Origin of the sequence: Kitasatospora sp. NPDC087861, assembly GCF_044742585.1 — a bacterium.
Classification (GTDB): domain Bacteria; phylum Actinomycetota; class Actinomycetes; order Streptomycetales; family Streptomycetaceae; genus Kitasatospora.
Genome location: NZ_JBIUUS010000022.1, coordinates 1 through 18,002 on the forward strand (window position 1 = coordinate 1; position 18,002 = coordinate 18,002).

The following is an 18,002-nucleotide window of genomic DNA, read 5'->3' on the forward strand; positions in this document are numbered from 1 at the left end:
GCCCTCGGCTACATGCCGCCCGACGAGTACGAGCAGGCGTACTGGACGGGACTGGAGCAACACCCGCAAGTCGCTTGATCACACGATCGCGGACTTCACGAAAGTCGGGGCAGCTCACCGTGCGGGTCGATTTCCCATCTGTCCTCGCCAGGATTGCGAAGCCGCCTGGTCCAGCCGCTGTTCTAGTTCGCGGGTTCGTCGAAGTATTGCTTGTTGCGTTCGACGAAGGCGGCGACGGTGAGCGGGTCGCGGCCGGTGAGGGTGCGGACGACGTCGCTGGTTCCGGCGAAGATCCCGTTGCGGTAGTCGACGGCGACGTTGGTCAGGTGCTGGATCTGGTGGACGCCCATGCCACGGCGTTCCAGCTGGGAGCGGAACTCGTCGATCTCGATGGGCACGTACGTGATCTGTCGTCCCAGGGCCTGGGTCATGATTTCGGCCATCTGGTAGTGGTCGAGCTCAGTCGGCCCGTAGAGCGGGTAGGTCATCCCGGCGTGCCGCTGGGGGTCTTCGAGAAGGGCGGCGATCACGCGTCCCTGGTCTTCGCCGGCGATGGGGGCGTGGTGCGCCTTGGCGAACGGCAACCGAAGCTCACCGCTCTTTGGGTCCCAGAAGGTGAGGAGCCATTCGGCGAAGAAGGTGGGTCTGATGTGGGTGACGGCCCCGCTGAAGTGGTCCAGCATGCGTTCGGCGATCCAGTGCTGCCGGGCGGAGTTGCTCACCGCGTCGCGCCGGGCCGAGATCTGCGACATGTTGACCAGCGCGCCGACCCGGTTCTCCTCGGCCGCCTGCAGCATGATGGCGGAGGCTTCCATCAGCCCCGGGCGGATCGGGTAGGCGAAATAGACTCCGTCGACTCCCGTGGTCACCTGGACCACGGCGTCCAGGTCCAGCATGTCCCCGACGACGATCTCGGCGCCGGCAACGGCGAGCCGGTCGGAGCGCTCGTCGGTGCGGTGGACCAGGGTGCGTACGCGGTGGCCGTGCTCGAGCAGCGTGGTGGCGGCGCCTGCGCCGGTCTTGCCGGTGGCGCCGGTGATGAGGAAAAGGCTTGTCATGACGGGGACCCTTCTTTTCGACATGGGGCGCCCTGGCGGGCCGCCCGGTAGAGGAATGTGCCGACGGTCGTGGTCGGTCCGGGCACGGTTTCGACCGGAGGTAAGACGCGGGGCGGATTATCGAGCCTGCCGCGTGCCCGGCTGCAGTCGTGGCGCATTCGACCCGGGTCGGTGACGGCGCTCCCGGCCCCAGGGTTGCGAGGATCTGTTCTGTTCGGGTGGATACGCCCGCATCGCTGCTCCGCCTCGCTATTCGACGGGTAGCAGGGTCGGCGCGACGACGGTCTCGACTCGCCCGGTGTCGACGTCGTAGACGAGGCCCGACACCCAGTACGCGGCCGCCCGGATGTGGGCCAGGACCACGTCGACGTCGACACGGACCGAACCGATCGGATCACTGACGGACTTGGCGTCGAGCTTGTCTGTCGGGATCTCGAAGTACTCTGCGAGGAGGTCAGGGAAGGCGGCCAGGTCGGTCATGCCGCAATCAGTGTGGTGCAGGATGACCAGGTTCCAGTCCCCGGGTGGGCGGCTCTCCGCGTTGGCTTGGCCGACCTTGGCCAGCATGGCCATCGTGCGCAGCGTGGCGGGGGTTACCCGTCCTCCGACATTGCGGATCACGGCGGCCTCGCCGTTGTTGAGGCCCAGGACGTGCGCGGGGTCGACACGCGGGTCGACACAGCCGATGACCATCATGTTGCCGGACGGGCTGAGCCGCAGGTCGGGGTTGTAGGCATCGGCCGCGAACACGGCGTTGCGCTCAATCAGATCGCGAGTGTCGGTCATGAGATTCCTTGTCCGAGGGGGTTGCGGCACTTCGGCTACTAGGCGGCTAGGCGGCGGCTTCTTCGAAGACCTTGACCATCTCCGCATCAAGCCTGCTCGGGACGCCCGAAGGGGCGACTTCGGGGAACTTGCTGAAGAACGCGGTGACTTGGTCCAGGTCGATGCGCGTCTGCTCGCCGTCGCGCTGGGAGACGCAGATGCGGACCGGCGCGCCCAGGCCCGCGGCGCCGGAGTATTGGAACAGGCCTCGCGCGATGACGGCGTTGCCGACCAAGTAGAACTTGGACTCGACCGGGATCCCGGCGAGCCTCATCGTCGAGCCCTGCTCGAAGTCCCAGAAGACGGAGAACCCGGTCGGCACCGAGACCTCGTCGACATAGGCCTCCAGCCCCTCGCGGTCCGAGTGCGTGACGTACTCCATCAGCTTCGGGATCGAGAAGCGCTGCAGGCGCGACTCGATGGCCTTGACCACCTCGGAGTACGGCTTGTCGGAGCGGATCGTGAGCAGGACGGCGTCGTAAGGAGTCTGTGTGACCTGAGCTGCCATGGGTCTCTCACCACCATTTCATCGGAAGAAGAGCGTTGCCGGTGTCGTCAGCTTCGTGGACCACCGTCGCGTAGCAGAGCTCGAACCGGAGGACGGTGGCTGGGCCGGCCCGCAGCCTCAGGTCTGCGAACGCGCTCACCAGGAACTGCCGGGTCATCCTTGGCCGCTCGCGCGAGGGGGTGGGGTGGTGAAGCCCCCTTCCGCTGCACGAGCCAGCCGTTGTCGGTGCCATGTTTCAGATTCTCCCGACCCGGCGGCCAATGTGTTGTATCTACACTACATCTGCGCGCCGCAGACATGCAACGGCTGGGGCCGGTTTTGATTCGTGTCCAACGCCGACCGCACGCGAGCCGAGCACCTCGGTCGCGCCGACGACCCGGCGCCCGCCGAAGGCTCACCCCATCAGCGACGACGGTCAGGCCGGCCGGACTCTTTCTCGGATAGCGATGCCGCTCGTGCGCCCGGCAAGACCGGCGCGAGTGCGTGATCACCGGGAATCAGTCTGGGGATACAGGCGCGTGGTCACGCATGCTCAACTTCGAGTTGGCCCCGGCTCGCTCGCGTACGTACGCGCATCGCCGCGTAGTCACTGTCGAACCCCGGGAGCCGATCGAACAGTGAGCCATGCCAGAGCTTCCCTCAACCAGCTGGTGTCGAGGTACCCTTTCGCAGCAGAGATGTAGCTGCAACACTTTGGGTAGTCGGATTCGAGGCAGGCATGGAGCAGTCAGCAATAGCGGTTGGCCTCGCGGCGGAGGTGGGTGGCTCTTGCCTGGGCATGCGAGTGGCCCGGCTCCATCGGGTCGTCACACGCTGCTACGAACAGGCGCTACAGACGGTAGGGCTCAGCCAGCCTCAGATGGAGGTTCTCGCCTGCCTCGTCATCGACCCCAAGCCCGTGAGGCCTGCGACGCTGGCCACGCAACTGATGCTTGAGCGGTCCACTGTGAGCCGGAACCTCGCGCTCATGCAGAAGAACGGCTGGATCGCGGCGGTCGAGACCTCGGCCACCGGACGGGCAATGTCAGTGACAATCACCGAAGCCGGTGTAGCTGCGTTCGCCCGTGCGGGTAGCGCATGGCGCCGCGCGCAGGCCGACGCGGTCAAGATGCTCGGCCCGGACGCGGTCACGACGCTCAACCAGTGGCTTGGCTTGGACACACCATCGCCCGCAAGCGAGAGCGACGTGGATGCCGTTGGCCCGCGAAGCCGAGCATCAGCGGGCAAGGACGGCTAATGGATGTGGGCGTAGCTGTTGCGCTAGGAGCGTGGGTCGGTAGCGGGCAACCCGCCGAGTGGCCGAGATCGGTGGGAAACGGTTGCGGTGGCTCGGACGGCGTCTATGGGGGTTGTGAACGGGGCCATGGGCCCGGATTCCGGCCTTCTGGGGACCGGGGAGGTTCGGGCTGGTCAGCCGGCCAGGGCGGCGAGTCCGGTTGTTCCGGTGCGCCGGAAGATCTTGCGGAGGTTGTGACAGGCGGCGAGCAGTCGCCATTCGCCGCGGGCGCCGTCTTCGCCGCGCAGGAGGAGTTGGCGGCCGTTCTGGCAGGTCATGATCTGTCCGAAGACGGGTTCGACGATGGCCTTGCGGCGGCTGTAGGCGGCGAGTGGTTGCCGTCCAGGGCCGTCTGTTCGAGTGAAATCCGGACCAGGGTCAGGACTTGAAAGCTTCGCCCGGCGCCCTGCGGACCTTGGCATCCCCTGCCCGCACCCGAACGGCACGCCCGGGATGCAGGTGAGCATTGACCGTGATCGTATGCCACTGCCAGTAACCCCCCGGTGTCCCAGACGAGTCCCACGAGGACGCTCTCCGAACATCCAGGATGCGGCCGGTCACAGTCCGGAATTCCGACGAAGGCGACCCCGACCGGTCATCACCGCCGGGCCGGTCAGGCGGGGCATCGGCCCAGGCCACAGGTGCACACCACCGTGCTCGATCCGAGAGGGACAACATGGGTGACGAGAGAGCCTCAGCCCTGGCAGACGGGTGGCGTGGCGGAGGATGCCCCGCGAGTCTCCTCGCGCGACGGTCGATGCTTCAGGGCGCAGCCGCCAGCCTTGTCGGGGCGGCAGCCGGGAGCCTGCTGAACAACCAGGAAGCCATCGCCCAGGAAGGAGGAGGCGACGGCGACCCGACGACCGGGAGCCTGATTCCGTTTCACGGCTACCACCAGGCAGGCATCGTCACCCCGCCCCAGAGCGTCGGAGAGTTCGCCTCCTTCGACGTGACAGCCAAGAACCGCGCAGAACTCATCGATCTGTTCCGCACGTTGACTTCCCGGGCCCGATTGCTGACCTCGGGGCGCACGGATCCGAATGCGTCCCCGGACGCTCCGCCCGCGGACAACGGGATCCTCGGCCCCGGAGTCGTGCAGGACGATCTCACCATCACCGTTGCCGTCGGCGCGAGCTTGTTCGACACGCGCTACGAACTGCAGGCGCGCAAGCCCGTCCAGCTCAAGACAATGGCGCCGTTCCTCCACGACGACCTGGACCCCGAACTGTGCCACGGCGACCTGTTGCTACAGGTGTGTGCCGGTCATCGCGACAGCACCGTGCACACGATGCTCGACATCCTGTCCCACACCGAGGGCATGCTGAAGCAGCGATGGACCTTCCACTGCCAGCGCAATCCGCCTCGCCCGACCGGGATTCCGCGTGACTGGTTCGGGTTCAAGGACGGCATCACCAACCCCGACACCACCAATACGGCCCAGCTGGACAACGTGGTCTGGGTGCAGCCCAACACCGACGAGCCGGCATGGACGGCAGGCGGGACGTACCAGGTGCTGCGCATCGTCCATTTCTTCCTTGATGCATGGCAGAAGGTGCCGATCTCCCAACAGGAGCGGATCTTCGGCCGCCGAAAGATCAGCGGCGCTCCTCTGTACGCCCTCTCGGACGACGCGCCGGACACGTTCGATCCCATCTACACCAACGACCCGCAGGGACTGATCACCCCGCTGAACTGCCATGTCCGGCTCGCCAACCCGCAGACTCCGGAGACCGCATCGACCAGCTCCATCCTGCGTCGCAGCTACGACTACGAGCGCAGTCCCGGAGTGGACAGCCAGCCGGACCTCGGACACCTGTTCTGCTGCTTCCAGCGCGAACTCAACACCTACATCACCATGCAGACCCGGCTGGAAGCCGAGGCGCTCGTGCCGTACATCAGTCCGCGCGGCGGAGGCTACTTCTTCGCCCTTCCAGGAGTGCGCGACAGCCAGGACTACTTCGCCCGCGCGCTGTTGACCTGACTGCCGCTTCCGGACCGGTCGTACGGGAGAGGGGCCGGGTCGCGAACCGAAGTTCCACGAAGTACCCAGGAGGCGAGATGCGTTTCCGAACCCACACCGACCGCGGCCTGAGCGGGAGGGCGGTCGGGCCGGTGCTGGGAGCCGGCATCGGGCTCCTGCTGGCCTGTGGCCTCCTCGCCGCGTGGCTCATCCCGGCGTCGTCGCCGTCACGCTCCGCCGCCCCGCTCGCGGGCGTCGGAGGCCACGTGTACGTGACCAATCAGCTCGACAACACGGTCTCGGTGATCGACGCCGGTACCAACAAGGTCGTCGCGACCGTCCCAGCCGGCAACGCGCCTGAAGGCATCGCTATCACCCCCGATGGCACGTACGCGTACATCGCCGACAACGGATCGGCCATGGTCTCGGTGCTCGACACCCGCACCAACAAGATCGCCACCACCGTGCCGGTCGGGCACAACCCCACCGGCGTCCGTCTGAGCCCTGACGGCACCTACCTCTACGTTGCCAACGGCGGTTCGGACAGTGTCTCGGTGCTCGACACCCGAACCAACCAGGTGACCGCGACGGTCCCGGTCGGCGTCTCCCCGGTGAGCATCGCCATCAGTCGCGACGGTGCCACGGCCTACATCGCCAACACCGGATCGCACACTGTGTCAGTCCTCGACACGCGTACGCAGCGCGTCGTCCGGAACCTGACCGCCGGCCCCTCCCCGGTGAGCGTCGCCGTCACCCCGGACGGCGAATCGGCCTACGTGGCCAACGAGACGGCAGCAACCGTCTCCGTCGTGGGAACCCGCGCGCAGGCGCTCACCGCCACGGTCCCGGTCGGCGAAGGCCCCTTCGACGTAGCGCTGGCACCTGACGGTTCAAGGGCCTATGCCGCTGATCTCGGCCCGGGCACGGTATCCGTGATCGACACCCGTAGCCACCGCGTCTCGGCGACCGTTGCCGTGGGCCCTCCGGGCACCGACCCGTTCAACCTGGCGGTCACCTCAGGCGCGGTCTACGTCACGAACCAGGGAGCGGGCACCCTTGCGGTCATCGACCCCAAGAGCCTCAAGGTTGCCGCAACCGTAACGGTCGGCACCAGCCCCTACGGCGTGGCGGTGAGTCCGTGACCGCGGTGTCCGCCCGCTTTGAAGTTCCACCGGCGACGGCAGCGGGCGGTCCTGCGGCTCTCCGCGCCCGGTCGACAGTCCGCCGCCGCGCCTCCGGCCAGGTGACGGAGGCGCACCTTCGCCTGTGCGGTCTGCGGTCCGGACGCGGGTCGCATCACGGCGCGGTCAGCTGCTATTGGATACCCCAGATGGTCACCATCGATCCCGACGACGTGAGCGCCCACGCCTACCACCCATCAGCAACCTCGCCGATCTGCGCATGCCCCCCCATCCATGGAGGGGACCGTGCTCACTCAGATTGACGGGCGTCTTCGGCCAGCGCAGGATGAGCTCGACGGTCAAGTGGTCGATGCTCGGCGCGGCGCGGACGACCGGCGCCGGAACGGCGTTGAACACCGCGCCTGCGCCCCCGGGGACACCTACCCGTCTTGCCCGGTAGAGGGAGCGTCACCCTCCCTCCACCCCCTCCGAGAGAGGACCCGCCGGAGGCACGCGACTGCCGGGAACGCGCGCGCCTCACCCGCTACGCTGCCGTGTTGGGGTCAGAGTGGTGCGTTCACGAGCGCCGAAGGCGCGGGGTAGGGCAGTAGCGCGTGCCGCCTTCAAGTGCAACAGTTAGCCCGGGGGCGATCTCGGTGAAGCCCGCGTCCCGGACCAGCGGCAGTCCACTGGCCACCAGCCCCTCCCACGCCTCCGGTGTGGCCGTCCGCACCGCGAGCGCGAATCCGGACTCGGCCCACTCCTTGCGCTGCGCCTCCTCCAGCCGCCACCACGCGAGCTGGGCGGCGTGGCCGGTCTGGGCCATCGTCTTGCCCGCACTCATCTCCAGCTCCGGGTTGAGCCACAACACCGGCAGACCCGGCTCAGGAGCGCTGATCTCGGCGGTCTCCTCCAGGTCCGTCCCGGAGACCTGGAGCTTGGCGAGCTCCTTCGGCCAACCGTCCAGCGGCACCGGCGGAAACACCCGAACCTCGGCCTCCCGCCCGCTCACCGTGATCCCCGGCAGCTCGCCCGCCCGGCGCCACTCCCCGCCCCGGGCCCGCCGGACCACCTTGCGGATCCGGGCGTCCTCCCAGGCCACGACCCGCTCCGCCCACTCGCCGTCCGCCTCGGTCACCCGCGGGTCGGCCAGCAGGGTCAGCACCGCGCGGGCCGAGGTCTCCAGAGCGTCGGTCCGCCCGGGCGGCGTGGCCCGCTCCACCCGGACGACGAGCGGCAGCACGTACTGCGGCCGCCCGTCACGGTCCTCCGGGGCCGGAGCGGCGTCGGGAGCGGAAGCGGGAGTCGGGATGTCGAACGGAGAAGTCACCCGTCCAGCATGCCAGCCCCGCCACCCCGGTGATCACCCGGTGCCCGGAGCCCCCGAACGACCCTCCCGGTCCGCCCCGGCTCACCCCGCCCCGCCCCGCCCCGCTCAGCGCAGCCGCTGCCGCAGCTCGTCGACGGCCGTCCGGATGCTCGCACCGTAGGCGTCCTCGGGCAGCGCGTCCAGGCTGCGCACGGCGCGCTCGAGCTGCTCGCGCGCGAGGTCGGGCTCGCCGAGCTTGAGGTGGTCGGAGGCCAGGTTGAGGTGCAGCGAGGGGTAGAACGCACGCACCTGGAGGGCGGACTCGTACGTCTGGGCCCGCTCGGCGGTGAGCGAGTCGGCGGCGGCCAGCGCCCGCCGGTCCCACTCCAGTTCGGCCTGCGGATCGTCCTGCAGGTCGGCCAGGTAGTGGGCGAGGACGCAGCGGTGGAAGACGTCGCCCCGCTCGCCCAGTGCCGCCCAGAGCTCCTCGAAGCTGGCCCGCGCCTCAGCCGTCCGCCCGCGCTGCGCGGCCTGCACACCGTCCAGTCCGAACCCGATCCGGGTGAGCACCGGGTCGTCCCCGCCTGCCGCAGAACCCGCCGCAGAACCGTCCGCAGAACCAGCCGCCCCGGGTGCCTCGTCCGCCCCGTCCGACCACCCGGACTCGGCGCGCACATCAGACGTATCGGACATGTCCGCAGCCTAACCGCCCACCCGCCGCAGCGCCCGGCCGCCGGAACACCCCGCCCGCCGACCGCCCGGAAGGCGACGTGCCGGGCGACCCGAAGGCCGACCGGTGCAGGACGAGCGACCGGTCAGCGCCGGTAGCCGCGCTGCAGGTCCCGCGCCTCCGCGTCCTCGTACGTCAGGAACCAGCCCTCCGGGTGCGTGGCCGCCAGCAGCACCTCGGTGCGCTGCTCGGAGCCCAGCTCCGGGTCGCCGTCGTCCGGCCCGTAGACGCCGAACAGCTCGTCGTGGCAGCCGTCCCAGTCGTAGTCGTACAGGTCGGCCGGCAGGTCGCCCATCATGTCGGCCACCGACTCGGGCTGCGCACCGAGCAGGGCCCGGGCGTCCACCAGGGCCATCCGCAGCGCGATCTCCTCAGCCAGGCAGCGCGGCAGCGGCCACTCGCCGAGGGCGAGGTCGTCAGCAAGGTCGTCGAAGGCCCGGGCCATGGCGCGGCGCCAGCTCCGGTGCAGCCGCCAGGTGCGCTGGGGCAGCCGGGCATAGACCGTCCAGTCGGCGTCATCGGCCTCGGAGACCGGGTCGTCGCCGTGCTCGTCGAGGTCGTCGTAGGCGGCGTCGGCCAGGCCGAGGAGTTGGGCGTGCAGGAGACAGGCGGTGCGCGGGGTGAGGGTCCAGTCCGCCCCCGCGCCGCCCTCCTCGTCCTCGTCGCCCTCCAGCGGGAACAGCTCGGCGAAGTCCGGCGCGAAGTCCTCGGTCACGCTGATCTCCAACGTGCCGCCGATCGCCTCGACCCCGGGGATCGCGGCCACCAACCGGTCCGGGTGCAGCAGCGCGCCGAGCGCCGCGTTGGCGTCCTCGGCGACCTCGCGCAGCAGCTCACGGCGCTGACCGGCCGGATCGATGCCCTCGAACACCAGCTCCTCGACAGCCCTGATCGCGGCGGCGCGCAGCGCCGGCCAGTCGGTGATCCGCAGGCCCAGCACCACCGTCGCCTCGATCTCCTGCGCACCGGAGTCCTCCGCCGCGCCCGGCCCCTGTGGATGATCGCTTCGCTCGCCCATGGGGCTACGGTACGGCCTTTCGGCCGCCCGATCACCGGTCTGAACCAGCTTCTGGACCCCTTCTCGGCCATCCCCCGGCCCCGCCTCTGTCACTCGGACGCACGACACCGGCAGGATGGGCCCATGGCTGACATCAACGAGTACGGCGGCGGGCAGGGCCCGAACGCCGACGTCCTGGTCGTGACCACCAACGACATCCCCGGCTTCCGGGTCGATCACGTGATCGGCGAGGTCTTCGGACTGACCGTGCGCAGCCGCCACATCGGCAGCCAGATCGGCGCCGGGCTGAAGTCGCTGATCGGCGGCGAGCTGCGGGGTCTGACGAAGACCCTGGTCGAGAGCCGCAACGAGGCGATGGAGCGCCTGATCGAGCAGACCAAGGCGCGCGGCGGCAACGCGGTGCTGATGATGCGCTTCGACGTCACGGAGGCGGCGGACGTCGGCACCGAGGTCTGCGCCTACGGCACGGCCGCGGTGATCTCCCCCGCCGCCTGACACTCCCGCGGACCGGCTTCACCGGCAGGCCCCGCGGACCGGTTTTCCGGGCAGGCCCCCACAGGCAGGCGTCCCGGGAACACCCGCCACACCCCCGATGTTTCACCGGCGTGACTGTTTACGGTGCAACCAACGACGGGCAGCGACGCGTGGACGTCCTGGTGGTGGGCGCCGGGCAGGCGGGACTGTCCGCCGCCTACCACCTGCGCCGCCGCGGCTTCGCCCCCTACCGGGCGGACGCCGACGGCGGCTTCGTCGTCCTCGACGCCAACCCCGCGCCGGGCGGCGCCTGGGCCCACCGCTCGCCCTCCCTGCGGATGGCCACCGTGCACGGCTTCCACGACCTGCCAGAGGCCGAGCTCCCCGCGCCCGATCCCGAGGCCCCGGCGCGCGAGGTGGTGCCGGGGTACTTCTCCGCGTACGAGGCCCGGCACGCGCTCCCGGTCGTACGCCCCGTCGCCGTTCACGCGGTGCGCGCCGAGTCCGACCGCCCGGACTCCCGGCTGCTGGTCGAGACCGACCACGGCACCTGGTCCACCCGCGCGCTGATCAACGCCACCGGCACCTGGACCCGCCCCTTCCTCCCGCACTACCCGGGCCACTTCGCCGGGCGCCAGCTGCACTACGCCGACTACCGGGGCCCCGAGGAGTTCGCCGGCCGGCGCGTCCTGGTGGTGGGCGGGGGCGCCTCCGCGATCCAGGTGCTGTCGGAGGTGGCGGCGGTCGGCGAGACGGTCTGGGTCACCCGGACCCCGCCGGTCTACCACGACGGGCCGTTCACCCCCGAGTACGGGCGCGCGGTGGTCGCCAAGGTCGAGGAACGGGTCCGGCAGGGTCTGCCGGTGCGCAGCGTGGTGAGCGTGACCGGGCTCGGTCCGTCGGTCGCCTACCGGCGCGCGGAGGAGCTGGGCGCGCTGCACCGCCGTCCGATGTTCGACCGGCTCACCGAGCACGGCGTCGCCTGGGGGGACGAGGAACTGGCGGTGGACGCGATCGTGTGGGCCACCGGCTTCCGCCCCGAGGTCGGCCACCTGGCCCCGCTCGGGCTGCGCTCCCCCGGCGGCGGCATCGCGCTCACCGGCACCCGAGCCACCGCCGATCCGCGCGTCCACCTGGTCGGCTACGGGCCCTCCGCCAGTACCGTCGGGGCCAACCGGGCCGGGCGCGCCGCCGTCAACGACCTCGTCCGCCTGCTCGGTGAACCGGTGAAGCTCCCCGTCCCGGCCACGGTCTGAAACGCTCGGCGGCCGAGCAGTCAGGGTGGGACTCGGCCGAGCCGCCGAGTCCCCGAGCCTGCGCGAGCCCCCGAGCCCGCGAGCCCGCACGCCCGCACGCCCGAGAGCCGCGACGCCGGCCGCTCAGCGGTCGTAGTCGACTGTCACCCGGTCGGTGAGCGGGCGGGCCTGGCAGGTGAGGACGTAGCCGGCGGCCAGCTCCTTCTCCTCCAGCGCGAAGTTGCGGCGCATCTCGACCTCGCCCTCGGTGACCAGGGCCCGGCAGGTGCCGCAGACCCCGCCCTTGCAGGCGAACGGCAGGTCGGGGCGGGAGCGCTGGGCGCCGTCCAGGATCGACCGGTCGCACGGAAGCGACAGTGTGCTGCCGCGCCCGTCGAGGACGACGGTGACCTCGCTGTGCGCGCCCTCGGCCGTCCCGTCCGTGCCGTCCCGGTCCGCCGGGCGCTCGGCGACCGGCTCGTCCTCGGCGTGGAACAGCTCCTGGTGCACGCGCCCGCCCGGCACGCCCAGCCCGGCGAGCAGCTCCTTCGCACCGGCGACCATGCCGAACGGGCCGCAGAGCCACCAGTGCCCGACACTCCCGACGTCCACCAGCGCCGCCAGCAGTGCCCGCACCCGCTCGGGGTCCAGCCGACCGCTGAGCAGTTCGGCGTCGCGGGTCTCCCGGGACAGGACGTGGACCAGCTGGAAGCGGCCGAGGTAGCGGTCCTTCAGGTCGGCCAGCTCGTCCACGAACATCACGGTGTCGCTGCGCCGGTTGCCGTACAGCAGGGTAACGGTGGAGCGGCGGTCGGCGGCCAGGACGGACGCGGCGATCGACAGCATCGGGGTGATGCCGGAACCGGCCGCGAGCAGCACGTGGTCGGCGGGGACGCCGAGGTCCGGGGTGAACAGGCCCGACGGCGTCAGCACCTCCACCTCCTCGCCCGGCCCCGCGTCCCGCACCAGCCAGCGGGAGAACAGCCCGCCGGGCACCTCCCGGACGGCGATCCGCAGCGGACCGCCGGCGGGGGCACAGATCGAGTACGAGCGGCGCTCGTCGGTGCCGTCCACCACCTTGCGCAGCGTCAGGGTCTGCCCCGGCCGGAAGGCGAACTGCGCCGCGAGGCCGTCCGGCACCGCGAAGGTGACCGCCACGGCGTCCTCGCAGAGCCGCTCGACCCGCTCGATCCGCAGCCGGTGGAAGGCCGGACGGCGGGCGGGGCGCACAGCGGTGGCCGGGGCCGGGGCCTGGGCCTGGGCCTCGGCGGTGGCGCCGACGGGCGAGGCGGTGGTGGCGTCGACGGTGGTGGCGTCGGCAGGCGCGTCGGCGGTGGTGTCCGCCGGCGAGGCGGCGTGCGAGGCGGCGGGCATTCAGATCTCCTTGACGCGTTCGAACGGCTCCCGGCAGGCGCGGCAACGCCAGAGCGCCTTGCAGGAGGTGGAACCGAAGCGGGACAGCTCCTCCGTGTCCGCGCCGCCGCAGCGCGGGCAGGGCACGGGAGCGGCGGTGCGGGTCGAGCCGAGCGCGAGCGGGACCGGACCGGCCGCGGCGACGGCGGAGGTCGGGCGCGGCGGGGCGATACCCGCCTCGGCGAGCTTGCGGCGGCCCTCGGCGGTGATCAGATCGGTGGACCACGGCGGATCCAGCCGCAGCCGGACCCGGACGTCCCGGTACCCGGCCGCGCGCAACCGGCGGTCCACGTCGGCGGCCATCTCGGCGACGGCGGGGCAGCCCGAGTACGTCGGGGTCAGCCAGGCGGTCACCGCGCCGCCGTCCACCTCGACCTCGGCCAGCACGCCCAGGTCGGCCAGGGTCAGCATGGGCAGTTCCGGGTCCGGGACGGCCGCCGCGACCTCCCAGGCCGCCCCGCGCTCCGCCACCGTCGCGCTCACCACGTCGCCCCCGGGTGTGCGCGGGCCAGCACCTGAAGCTCGGCGAGCAGCGGGCCGAGCGCCTCGGTGTGCACGCCGTCCCGGCCGGCCCGGCCGAGCACGGAGGCCAGCGGCGGCACGTCCGGCACGGTCAACCCGGCTTCGGCGAGGACGGCGGAGAGCGAGCGCAGCACCGGTTCGCGCAGCGCCGCCGGGTCGACGCCCGCCCGCAGCTCCGCCGGGTGTGCCGTGAACAGTTCGTCCAGCAGCGGCCAGACCGCGTCCAGCCCGGCCTGCATCCGCGCCGACGAGTACGGCGTGCCGTCGCCGAGCCGCAGCGTCCAGGCGGTGGCGTACTCGCGGTGGTACGCCAGCTCCTTGACGCCCCGGGCGGCGACCGCCGCCAGCACCGGGTCCGGGTGCGCGCTCAGCGCCTCGTACAGCGCGCAGCGCGCGGTGGCGAACAGCAGCAGCCGGGCGATCGAGTGGGCGAAGTCGCCGTTCGGCACCTCGACCAGGCGGACGTTGCGGAACTCGTGCTCCTCCCGCCAGTACGCCAGGTCGTCCTCGGTGCGGCCGGAGCCGTCCGCCTGTCCGGCCCGGGTGAGCAGCAGGCGGGCCTGGCCGAGCAGGTCGAGGCCCAGGTTGGCGAGCGCGACCTCCTCCTCCAGTTCGGGCGCCCGGGTGCACCACTCGATCAGCCGCTGGGCGAGGACCAGGGCGTCGTCGCCGAGCATCAGGCAACAGGCAGCGAGGTCCGAGCCGTCCACGCCGGGGGGCAGGGCGGTGTCCACGCCGAGCAGCGGGTCGGCGAAGCCCGTCCCGTACGCCCAGCGGCCCTCGCCCTCGGGGCCGGGGGCGGCCTCGGCGAGGCCGAGGTACACATGGTCGTCGACGTCGGCTTGGGTGCTGTGGTCCTGCATGGCGGTTCCCCCGTCAGATGTGCGGGACATCCTCGGGGATGTCGTAGAAGGTCGGGTGGCGGTAGACCTTGTCGCCGCTGGGCTCGAAGAACGGGTCGCGCTCGTCCGGGGTGGAGGCGGTGATCGCGTCCGAGCGGACCACCCAGAGGCTGACGCCCTCGTTGCGGCGGGTGTAGAGGTCGCGGGCGGCGAGCAGGGCCATCCGGTCGTCGGACGCGTGCAGCGAACCGACGTGGACGTGGTTCAGCCCGCGCCGCGGGCGCACGAACACCTCGTACAGCGGCCAGCCGGCCTTGGACTCCGTCACTTTCCGTTCTCCTGTTCCGTGTGCTCGCCGTGTTCCGTGTGCTCGCCGGTGGGCTCGTGCTGTCCGGCCGTCGCAGGCCGCTCGGTCCCTTCGGCGTGTCCGGATTCGGCGGACTGTTCGGCGCGGCGCTTGGCCGCGTACGCGACGGCCGCCTCGCGGACCCAGGCGCCGTCCTCGTGCGCGGCCCGCCGGCGATCGACCCGCTGGGCGTTGCACGGGCCCTGGCCGCGGATGACCCTGGTCAGCTCGGACCAGTCCGGCTCACCGAAGTCCCAGCCACCGCGTTCCTCGTTCCAGCGCAGCTCGGGGTCCGGGAGCGTGACGCCCAGGTGCTCGGCCTGCGGGACGGTCATGTCGACGAAGCGCCGGCGCAGCTCGTCGTTGGTGTGCCGCTTGATCCGCCAGGCCATCGAGCGGGCGGTGTTCGGCGAGTCGGCGTCCGGGGGGCCGAACATCATCAGCGACGGCCACCACCAGCGGTCCACCGCGTCCTGCACCATCCGGCGCTGGGCGTCGGTGCCGCGCATCAAGGTCATCAGCAGCTCGTAGCCCTGGCGCTGGTGGAAGGACTCCTCCTTGCAGATCCGCACCATCGCGCGGGCGTACGGGCCGTAGCTGCAGCGGCAGAGCGGGACCTGGTTGCAGATCGCGGCGCCGTCGACCAACCAGCCGATCACGCCGACGTCGGCGAAGGTGAGGGTCGGGTAGTTGAAGATCGAGGAGTACTTCTGGCGGCCGGAGATCAGCTTCTCGGTGAGTTCGGCGCGGTCGACGCCCAGGGTCTCGGCGGCGGCGTAGAGGTAGAGGCCGTGGCCGGCCTCGTCCTGGGCCTTGGCGAGCAGGATCGCCTTGCGGCGCAGCGAGGGGGCACGGGTGAGCCAGTTGCCCTCGGGCTGCATGCCGATGATCTCGGAGTGGGCGTGCTGGGCGATCTGGCGGATCAGCGTGGCCCGGTAGGCGTCGGGCATCCAGTCCCTGGGCTCGATCCGCTGCTCGGCGGCGACCACCGCCTCGAACCGGTCCTCCTGCGCCTGCGCGGGGACCGCCTCGGCCACCTCTGCTGTCACCACGATCACCTCTCGTGTCCCGCGCCGGCGCCCTGAGCGCCAACCGACTGACCGTTCGGTCGGTACCATTCTGCGCGGCGAGGCGGAGGGATGGCAAGGGACGCGAGCAGGGGGAGGGTGGTGATGGGTGGCGGCGAACAGATAACAGCTAACAGATTTCAAAATCTGTTAGCTGTTATCTGTCATCTGTTACTTGTCAGCCGTCTGCTGTTCTCTGTTCGCCGCCGAGCGCCAGCCGGTAGCCGGTAGCCGCCGACCGCCGACCGCCGACCGCCGACCGCCGACCGCCGATCAACCCTCCGTACGGTCGCGCAGCCTCGGCAGCGGTACGGCGAGGAGCGTGGCCAGCAGGGCGATCCGGGGCGCCAACTGGTCGAGGCGGATGTGCTCGTGCCGGGCGTGGGCGCCGGCACCGACCGCGCCGAAGCCGTCCAGCGTGGGCAGCCCGCGCGAGCCCGGCAGGTTGGTGTCCCCCGCGCCGCCCGCCGGACCGCCGTCCAGTTGCTGCCCGAGCACCGCGGCGAGCGAACGGACGTGCCGCAGCAGCGGGTTGCCGGTGCGCTCGGGCCACGCCGGGCGGCTGGAAAGCACTTCGGTCCGGACCCTGGCCCCCGGCCGCAGCGCCGTGAGCCGGGCGAGGTTGTCGAGCGTACGGCGCTGCGCCTCCGCAGTGGAGAACCGCAGACCGAGCTCGGCCTCGGCCCGCCCCGCGACCACGTTGGCCCGCGAACCCCCGCTGATCCGACCGGCGTTGAGCTCGGTACCCGGCTGGCCTGCGAGGCCGCGAACGACGACGAGCTGGTCGACGAGTTCGTCCACCGCCGACACCCCGTCGTGGGCGTCGTTGCCCGCGTGGGCCTCACGCCCGGTGACGGTGAGCCGCACCCGGGTGCTGCCGCGCCGGGCGGTCTTCAACCGGCCGTCGGGGTGGGGCGGTTCGAGCCCGATCACCGCCGCCGCACCGCGCAGTTGGCGCTCGACCAGGCGCCGCCCGTCCGGGCTGCCGACCTCCTCGTCGGAGACGACGACCAACCGGACGGTGCGGTGGGGGCGCTGACCGAGGTCGGCGAGCAGAGCGAACGCGCCCTCCAGAATGGCGAGTCCACCCTTCATGTCGACGACGCCGGGGCCGCTGAGTCGACCGTCCTGCTCGGTGACCGGCCAGTCGGCGAGGGTACCGACCGGCCAGACGGTGTCGTGGTGGCCGACGATCAGCAGGTGCGGCAGGGTCTCGTCCTGCCCCTCCCACTCCAGGACGAGGTGGTCGCCGGCCGGCCCGGGTTCACGGAGGGCGGTGGCGCCGGTGGCGCTGAAACCAGCGGTCAACTCCTCGGCGAGGGCGTCGAGTCGGGGAGCGTCACCACTGGGCGACTCGATCCGGGCCAGGTCCACGCAGCGGCGTCGAACGGCGCCGGCCAGCGTACGGGCGCGCGTACTGAGGGCCAGCGGCAGGCCGGGTAGCGCCGCGGTGACCGCAGCGGTGGCCGCTGCGGAGACGGTGACAGCAGCGGTGGCGGCAGCGGAAACGGTGACGGTGACGGCGGTGGTGAGTGCCTCACCGTCGGCGGCGGCCGGGACGGCGGCGGGGGCGCGCTCGGAAACAGCCGCGGACACGGGCACGGGCACGGGGGCTGGCTCGGGGGCACCGTCGAGGTCGGCGGCGGCACTCGGTGCGGCGGGCGACCCGACGATCTGGGGACTCAACGTTCGCCTCCGCGGCCGCTGCCGGTATTCAGCGGCCGTACCGGCCGACCGCCCCAACCCGGCTGCCAGGCCCGGCCGGACCACACCGATCGACCGGTATGGTGTGCGGCCCTTCGGAACGGCTCGTCTGGCCCAAGTGCGGTGGAACGGTTGGGCGGCGTGCTTGGCATTGCGTCCTCCTCGCTCGATCCGGTGGCCCCGGTCCGCCCGGGGCCCCGTGGACGGTGGCTTCCTGACGGCGGGCGCAGTGGCCGCACCGCCGCAGGGAAGCCGAGATGTGAGCCTAGAAGAACCGTTCGGTTTCCTGCGAGGTGGCCCTGCTCCCAGCGTGCCGGGACCGGGCCCTCAGCCTCGGGCACCCGTCGGAGAGCAGCGGCGGGCGCGCGGCGCGCGGGCCTGGATCGGCGCGCGGGCGCGGTCGCCGGATCGCGCCCATCTCCACCATGGACCCGCCGCCCGGGTTCGGCAGCGCAAAGCGCCAAGGCGCGGGATTTCCACGCCGGATGGGTGACATCGGCTCAGCGCGCGGTACGAACCGGGAGCACGCGACCGGCTCAGGGGGAGCCCGGCCTGACCCCCCGGGAACACCCACGCGAACACCGGCCGACCTGA

At 71.5% G+C, this 18,002-nt stretch carries 17 protein-coding genes and 1 pseudogene; 5 read left to right on the forward strand and 13 right to left on the reverse strand.

The features are described 5' to 3' along the window. Positions 1-182 precede the first annotated feature (182 nt). The 3 genes from ACIOJE_RS27960 to ACIOJE_RS27970 form a co-directional block, all read right to left on the reverse strand. Entirely contained in the window at positions 183-1,058 is an 876-nt protein-coding gene (locus tag ACIOJE_RS27960; protein ID WP_400779760.1) for an NmrA family NAD(P)-binding protein, read from the reverse strand. A 249-nt stretch (positions 1,059-1,307) separates the two neighbouring features. Then, positions 1,308-1,844 carry a carbonic anhydrase gene (locus ACIOJE_RS27965; RefSeq protein ID WP_400779762.1) on the reverse strand — a complete coding sequence of 179 codons (537 nt, stop codon included), beginning with the start codon at positions 1,842-1,844 and terminating at the stop codon, positions 1,308-1,310. Positions 1,845-1,890: 46 nt separating this feature from the next. Beyond that, complete coding sequence (locus ACIOJE_RS27970; RefSeq protein ID WP_400779764.1) at positions 1,891-2,391, reverse strand: hypothetical protein; 501 nt, start codon at positions 2,389-2,391, stop codon at positions 1,891-1,893. A 778-nt stretch (positions 2,392-3,169) separates the two neighbouring features. Here ACIOJE_RS27970 and ACIOJE_RS27975 point away from each other — a divergent pair. After that, entirely contained in the window at positions 3,170-3,628 is a 459-nt protein-coding gene (locus ACIOJE_RS27975) for a MarR family winged helix-turn-helix transcriptional regulator (protein ID WP_280681216.1), read from the forward strand. Positions 3,629-3,801: 173 nt separating this feature from the next. On the opposite strand, the pseudogene ACIOJE_RS27980 reads toward ACIOJE_RS27975, so the two are convergent. Next, positions 3,802-4,014 (reverse strand): annotated as a pseudogene (locus tag ACIOJE_RS27980) (transposase); the annotation flags it as partial. A 410-nt stretch (positions 4,015-4,424) separates the two neighbouring features. On the opposite strand from ACIOJE_RS27980, the gene ACIOJE_RS27985 reads away from it, so the two are divergent. Then, complete coding sequence (locus tag ACIOJE_RS27985) at positions 4,425-5,648, forward strand: Dyp-type peroxidase (protein ID WP_400779766.1); 1,224 nt, start codon at positions 4,425-4,427, stop codon at positions 5,646-5,648. Positions 5,649-5,725: 77 nt separating this feature from the next. Next, the gene (locus tag ACIOJE_RS27990; RefSeq protein WP_280681087.1) at positions 5,726-6,769 is read left to right on the forward strand and encodes a beta-propeller fold lactonase family protein; all 1,044 of its coding nucleotides are present in this window, start codon (positions 5,726-5,728) and stop codon (positions 6,767-6,769) included. A gap of 556 nt (positions 6,770-7,325) precedes the next feature. Here the strand turns inward: ACIOJE_RS27990 and ACIOJE_RS27995 are convergent. From ACIOJE_RS27995 to ACIOJE_RS28005, 3 genes are all read right to left on the reverse strand, one after another. Next, positions 7,326-8,078, reverse strand: coding sequence for a peptidyl-tRNA hydrolase (locus ACIOJE_RS27995; protein ID WP_280681086.1), 753 nt, complete (start codon positions 8,076-8,078; stop codon positions 7,326-7,328). A gap of 105 nt (positions 8,079-8,183) precedes the next feature. Next, the gene (locus ACIOJE_RS28000; RefSeq protein WP_400779769.1) at positions 8,184-8,627 is read right to left on the reverse strand and encodes a hypothetical protein; all 444 of its coding nucleotides are present in this window, start codon (positions 8,625-8,627) and stop codon (positions 8,184-8,186) included. Positions 8,628-8,872: 245 nt separating this feature from the next. After that, complete coding sequence (locus tag ACIOJE_RS28005; protein WP_400779771.1) at positions 8,873-9,805, reverse strand: hypothetical protein; 933 nt, start codon at positions 9,803-9,805, stop codon at positions 8,873-8,875. A 123-nt stretch (positions 9,806-9,928) separates the two neighbouring features. Here ACIOJE_RS28005 and ACIOJE_RS28010 point away from each other — a divergent pair, with 123 nt between their 5' ends. Further along, positions 9,929-10,300 (forward strand): YbjQ family protein, encoded by a 372-nt coding sequence (locus tag ACIOJE_RS28010; protein ID WP_280681080.1) that lies wholly within the window; start codon positions 9,929-9,931, stop codon positions 10,298-10,300. A 110-nt stretch (positions 10,301-10,410) separates the two neighbouring features. Then, positions 10,411-11,535, forward strand: a complete 1,125-nt coding sequence (locus ACIOJE_RS28015) for an NAD(P)-binding domain-containing protein (protein ID WP_400779773.1) — start codon at positions 10,411-10,413, stop codon at positions 11,533-11,535. Positions 11,536-11,658: 123 nt separating this feature from the next. Here ACIOJE_RS28015 and paaE read toward each other — a convergent pair whose 3' ends face one another. The 6 genes from paaE to ACIOJE_RS28045 all read right to left on the reverse strand — a co-directional run bounded on the left by paaE (position 11,659) and on the right by ACIOJE_RS28045 (position 17,390). After that, on the reverse strand, positions 11,659-12,888 hold the full coding sequence (gene paaE / locus ACIOJE_RS28020; protein WP_400779775.1) for a 1,2-phenylacetyl-CoA epoxidase subunit PaaE: 1,230 nt from the start codon (positions 12,886-12,888) through the stop codon (positions 11,659-11,661). After that, positions 12,889-13,413: a 1,2-phenylacetyl-CoA epoxidase subunit PaaD gene (gene paaD, locus ACIOJE_RS28025; RefSeq protein WP_400779777.1), complete on the reverse strand. Its 525-nt coding sequence runs from the start codon at positions 13,411-13,413 to the stop codon at positions 12,889-12,891. After that, on the reverse strand, positions 13,407-14,312 hold the full coding sequence (gene paaC, locus ACIOJE_RS28030; RefSeq protein WP_400779779.1) for a 1,2-phenylacetyl-CoA epoxidase subunit PaaC: 906 nt from the start codon (positions 14,310-14,312) through the stop codon (positions 13,407-13,409). The genes paaD and paaC overlap by 7 nt, the downstream gene beginning before the upstream one ends. Before the next feature lie 13 nt (positions 14,313-14,325). Next, on the reverse strand, positions 14,326-14,619 hold the full coding sequence (gene paaB, locus ACIOJE_RS28035; RefSeq protein WP_030234269.1) for a 1,2-phenylacetyl-CoA epoxidase subunit PaaB: 294 nt from the start codon (positions 14,617-14,619) through the stop codon (positions 14,326-14,328). After that, positions 14,616-15,686, reverse strand: coding sequence for a 1,2-phenylacetyl-CoA epoxidase subunit PaaA (gene paaA, locus ACIOJE_RS28040; protein ID WP_400779782.1), 1,071 nt, complete (start codon positions 15,684-15,686; stop codon positions 14,616-14,618). The genes paaB and paaA overlap by 4 nt, the downstream gene beginning before the upstream one ends. A 291-nt stretch (positions 15,687-15,977) precedes the next feature. Beyond that, positions 15,978-17,390 (reverse strand): M20 family metallopeptidase, encoded by a 1,413-nt coding sequence (locus ACIOJE_RS28045; RefSeq protein ID WP_400779784.1) that lies wholly within the window; start codon positions 17,388-17,390, stop codon positions 15,978-15,980. Positions 17,391-18,002 lie beyond the last annotated feature (612 nt).

Coding starts and splice junctions, on each gene's coding strand:
- ACIOJE_RS27975 (WP_280681216.1), top strand. CDS start 3,170: ATGCGAGTGGCCCGGCTCCATCGGGTCGTCACACGCTGCTACGAACAG.
- paaC (WP_400779779.1), bottom strand. CDS start 14,312: ATGCAGGACCACAGCACCCAAGCCGACGTCGACGACCATGTGTACCTC.
- ACIOJE_RS28010 (WP_280681080.1), top strand. CDS start 9,929: ATGGCTGACATCAACGAGTACGGCGGCGGGCAGGGCCCGAACGCCGAC.
- ACIOJE_RS28005 (WP_400779771.1), bottom strand. CDS start 9,805: ATGGGCGAGCGAAGCGATCATCCACAGGGGCCGGGCGCGGCGGAGGAC.
- ACIOJE_RS27985 (WP_400779766.1), top strand. CDS start 4,425: ATGCTTCAGGGCGCAGCCGCCAGCCTTGTCGGGGCGGCAGCCGGGAGC.
- ACIOJE_RS27990 (WP_280681087.1), top strand. CDS start 5,726: ATGCGTTTCCGAACCCACACCGACCGCGGCCTGAGCGGGAGGGCGGTC.
- ACIOJE_RS27960 (WP_400779760.1), bottom strand. CDS start 1,058: ATGACAAGCCTTTTCCTCATCACCGGCGCCACCGGCAAGACCGGCGCA.
- ACIOJE_RS27965 (WP_400779762.1), bottom strand. CDS start 1,844: ATGACCGACACTCGCGATCTGATTGAGCGCAACGCCGTGTTCGCGGCC.
- paaE (WP_400779775.1), bottom strand. CDS start 12,888: ATGCCCGCCGCCTCGCACGCCGCCTCGCCGGCGGACACCACCGCCGAC.
- ACIOJE_RS27970 (WP_400779764.1), bottom strand. CDS start 2,391: ATGGCAGCTCAGGTCACACAGACTCCTTACGACGCCGTCCTGCTCACG.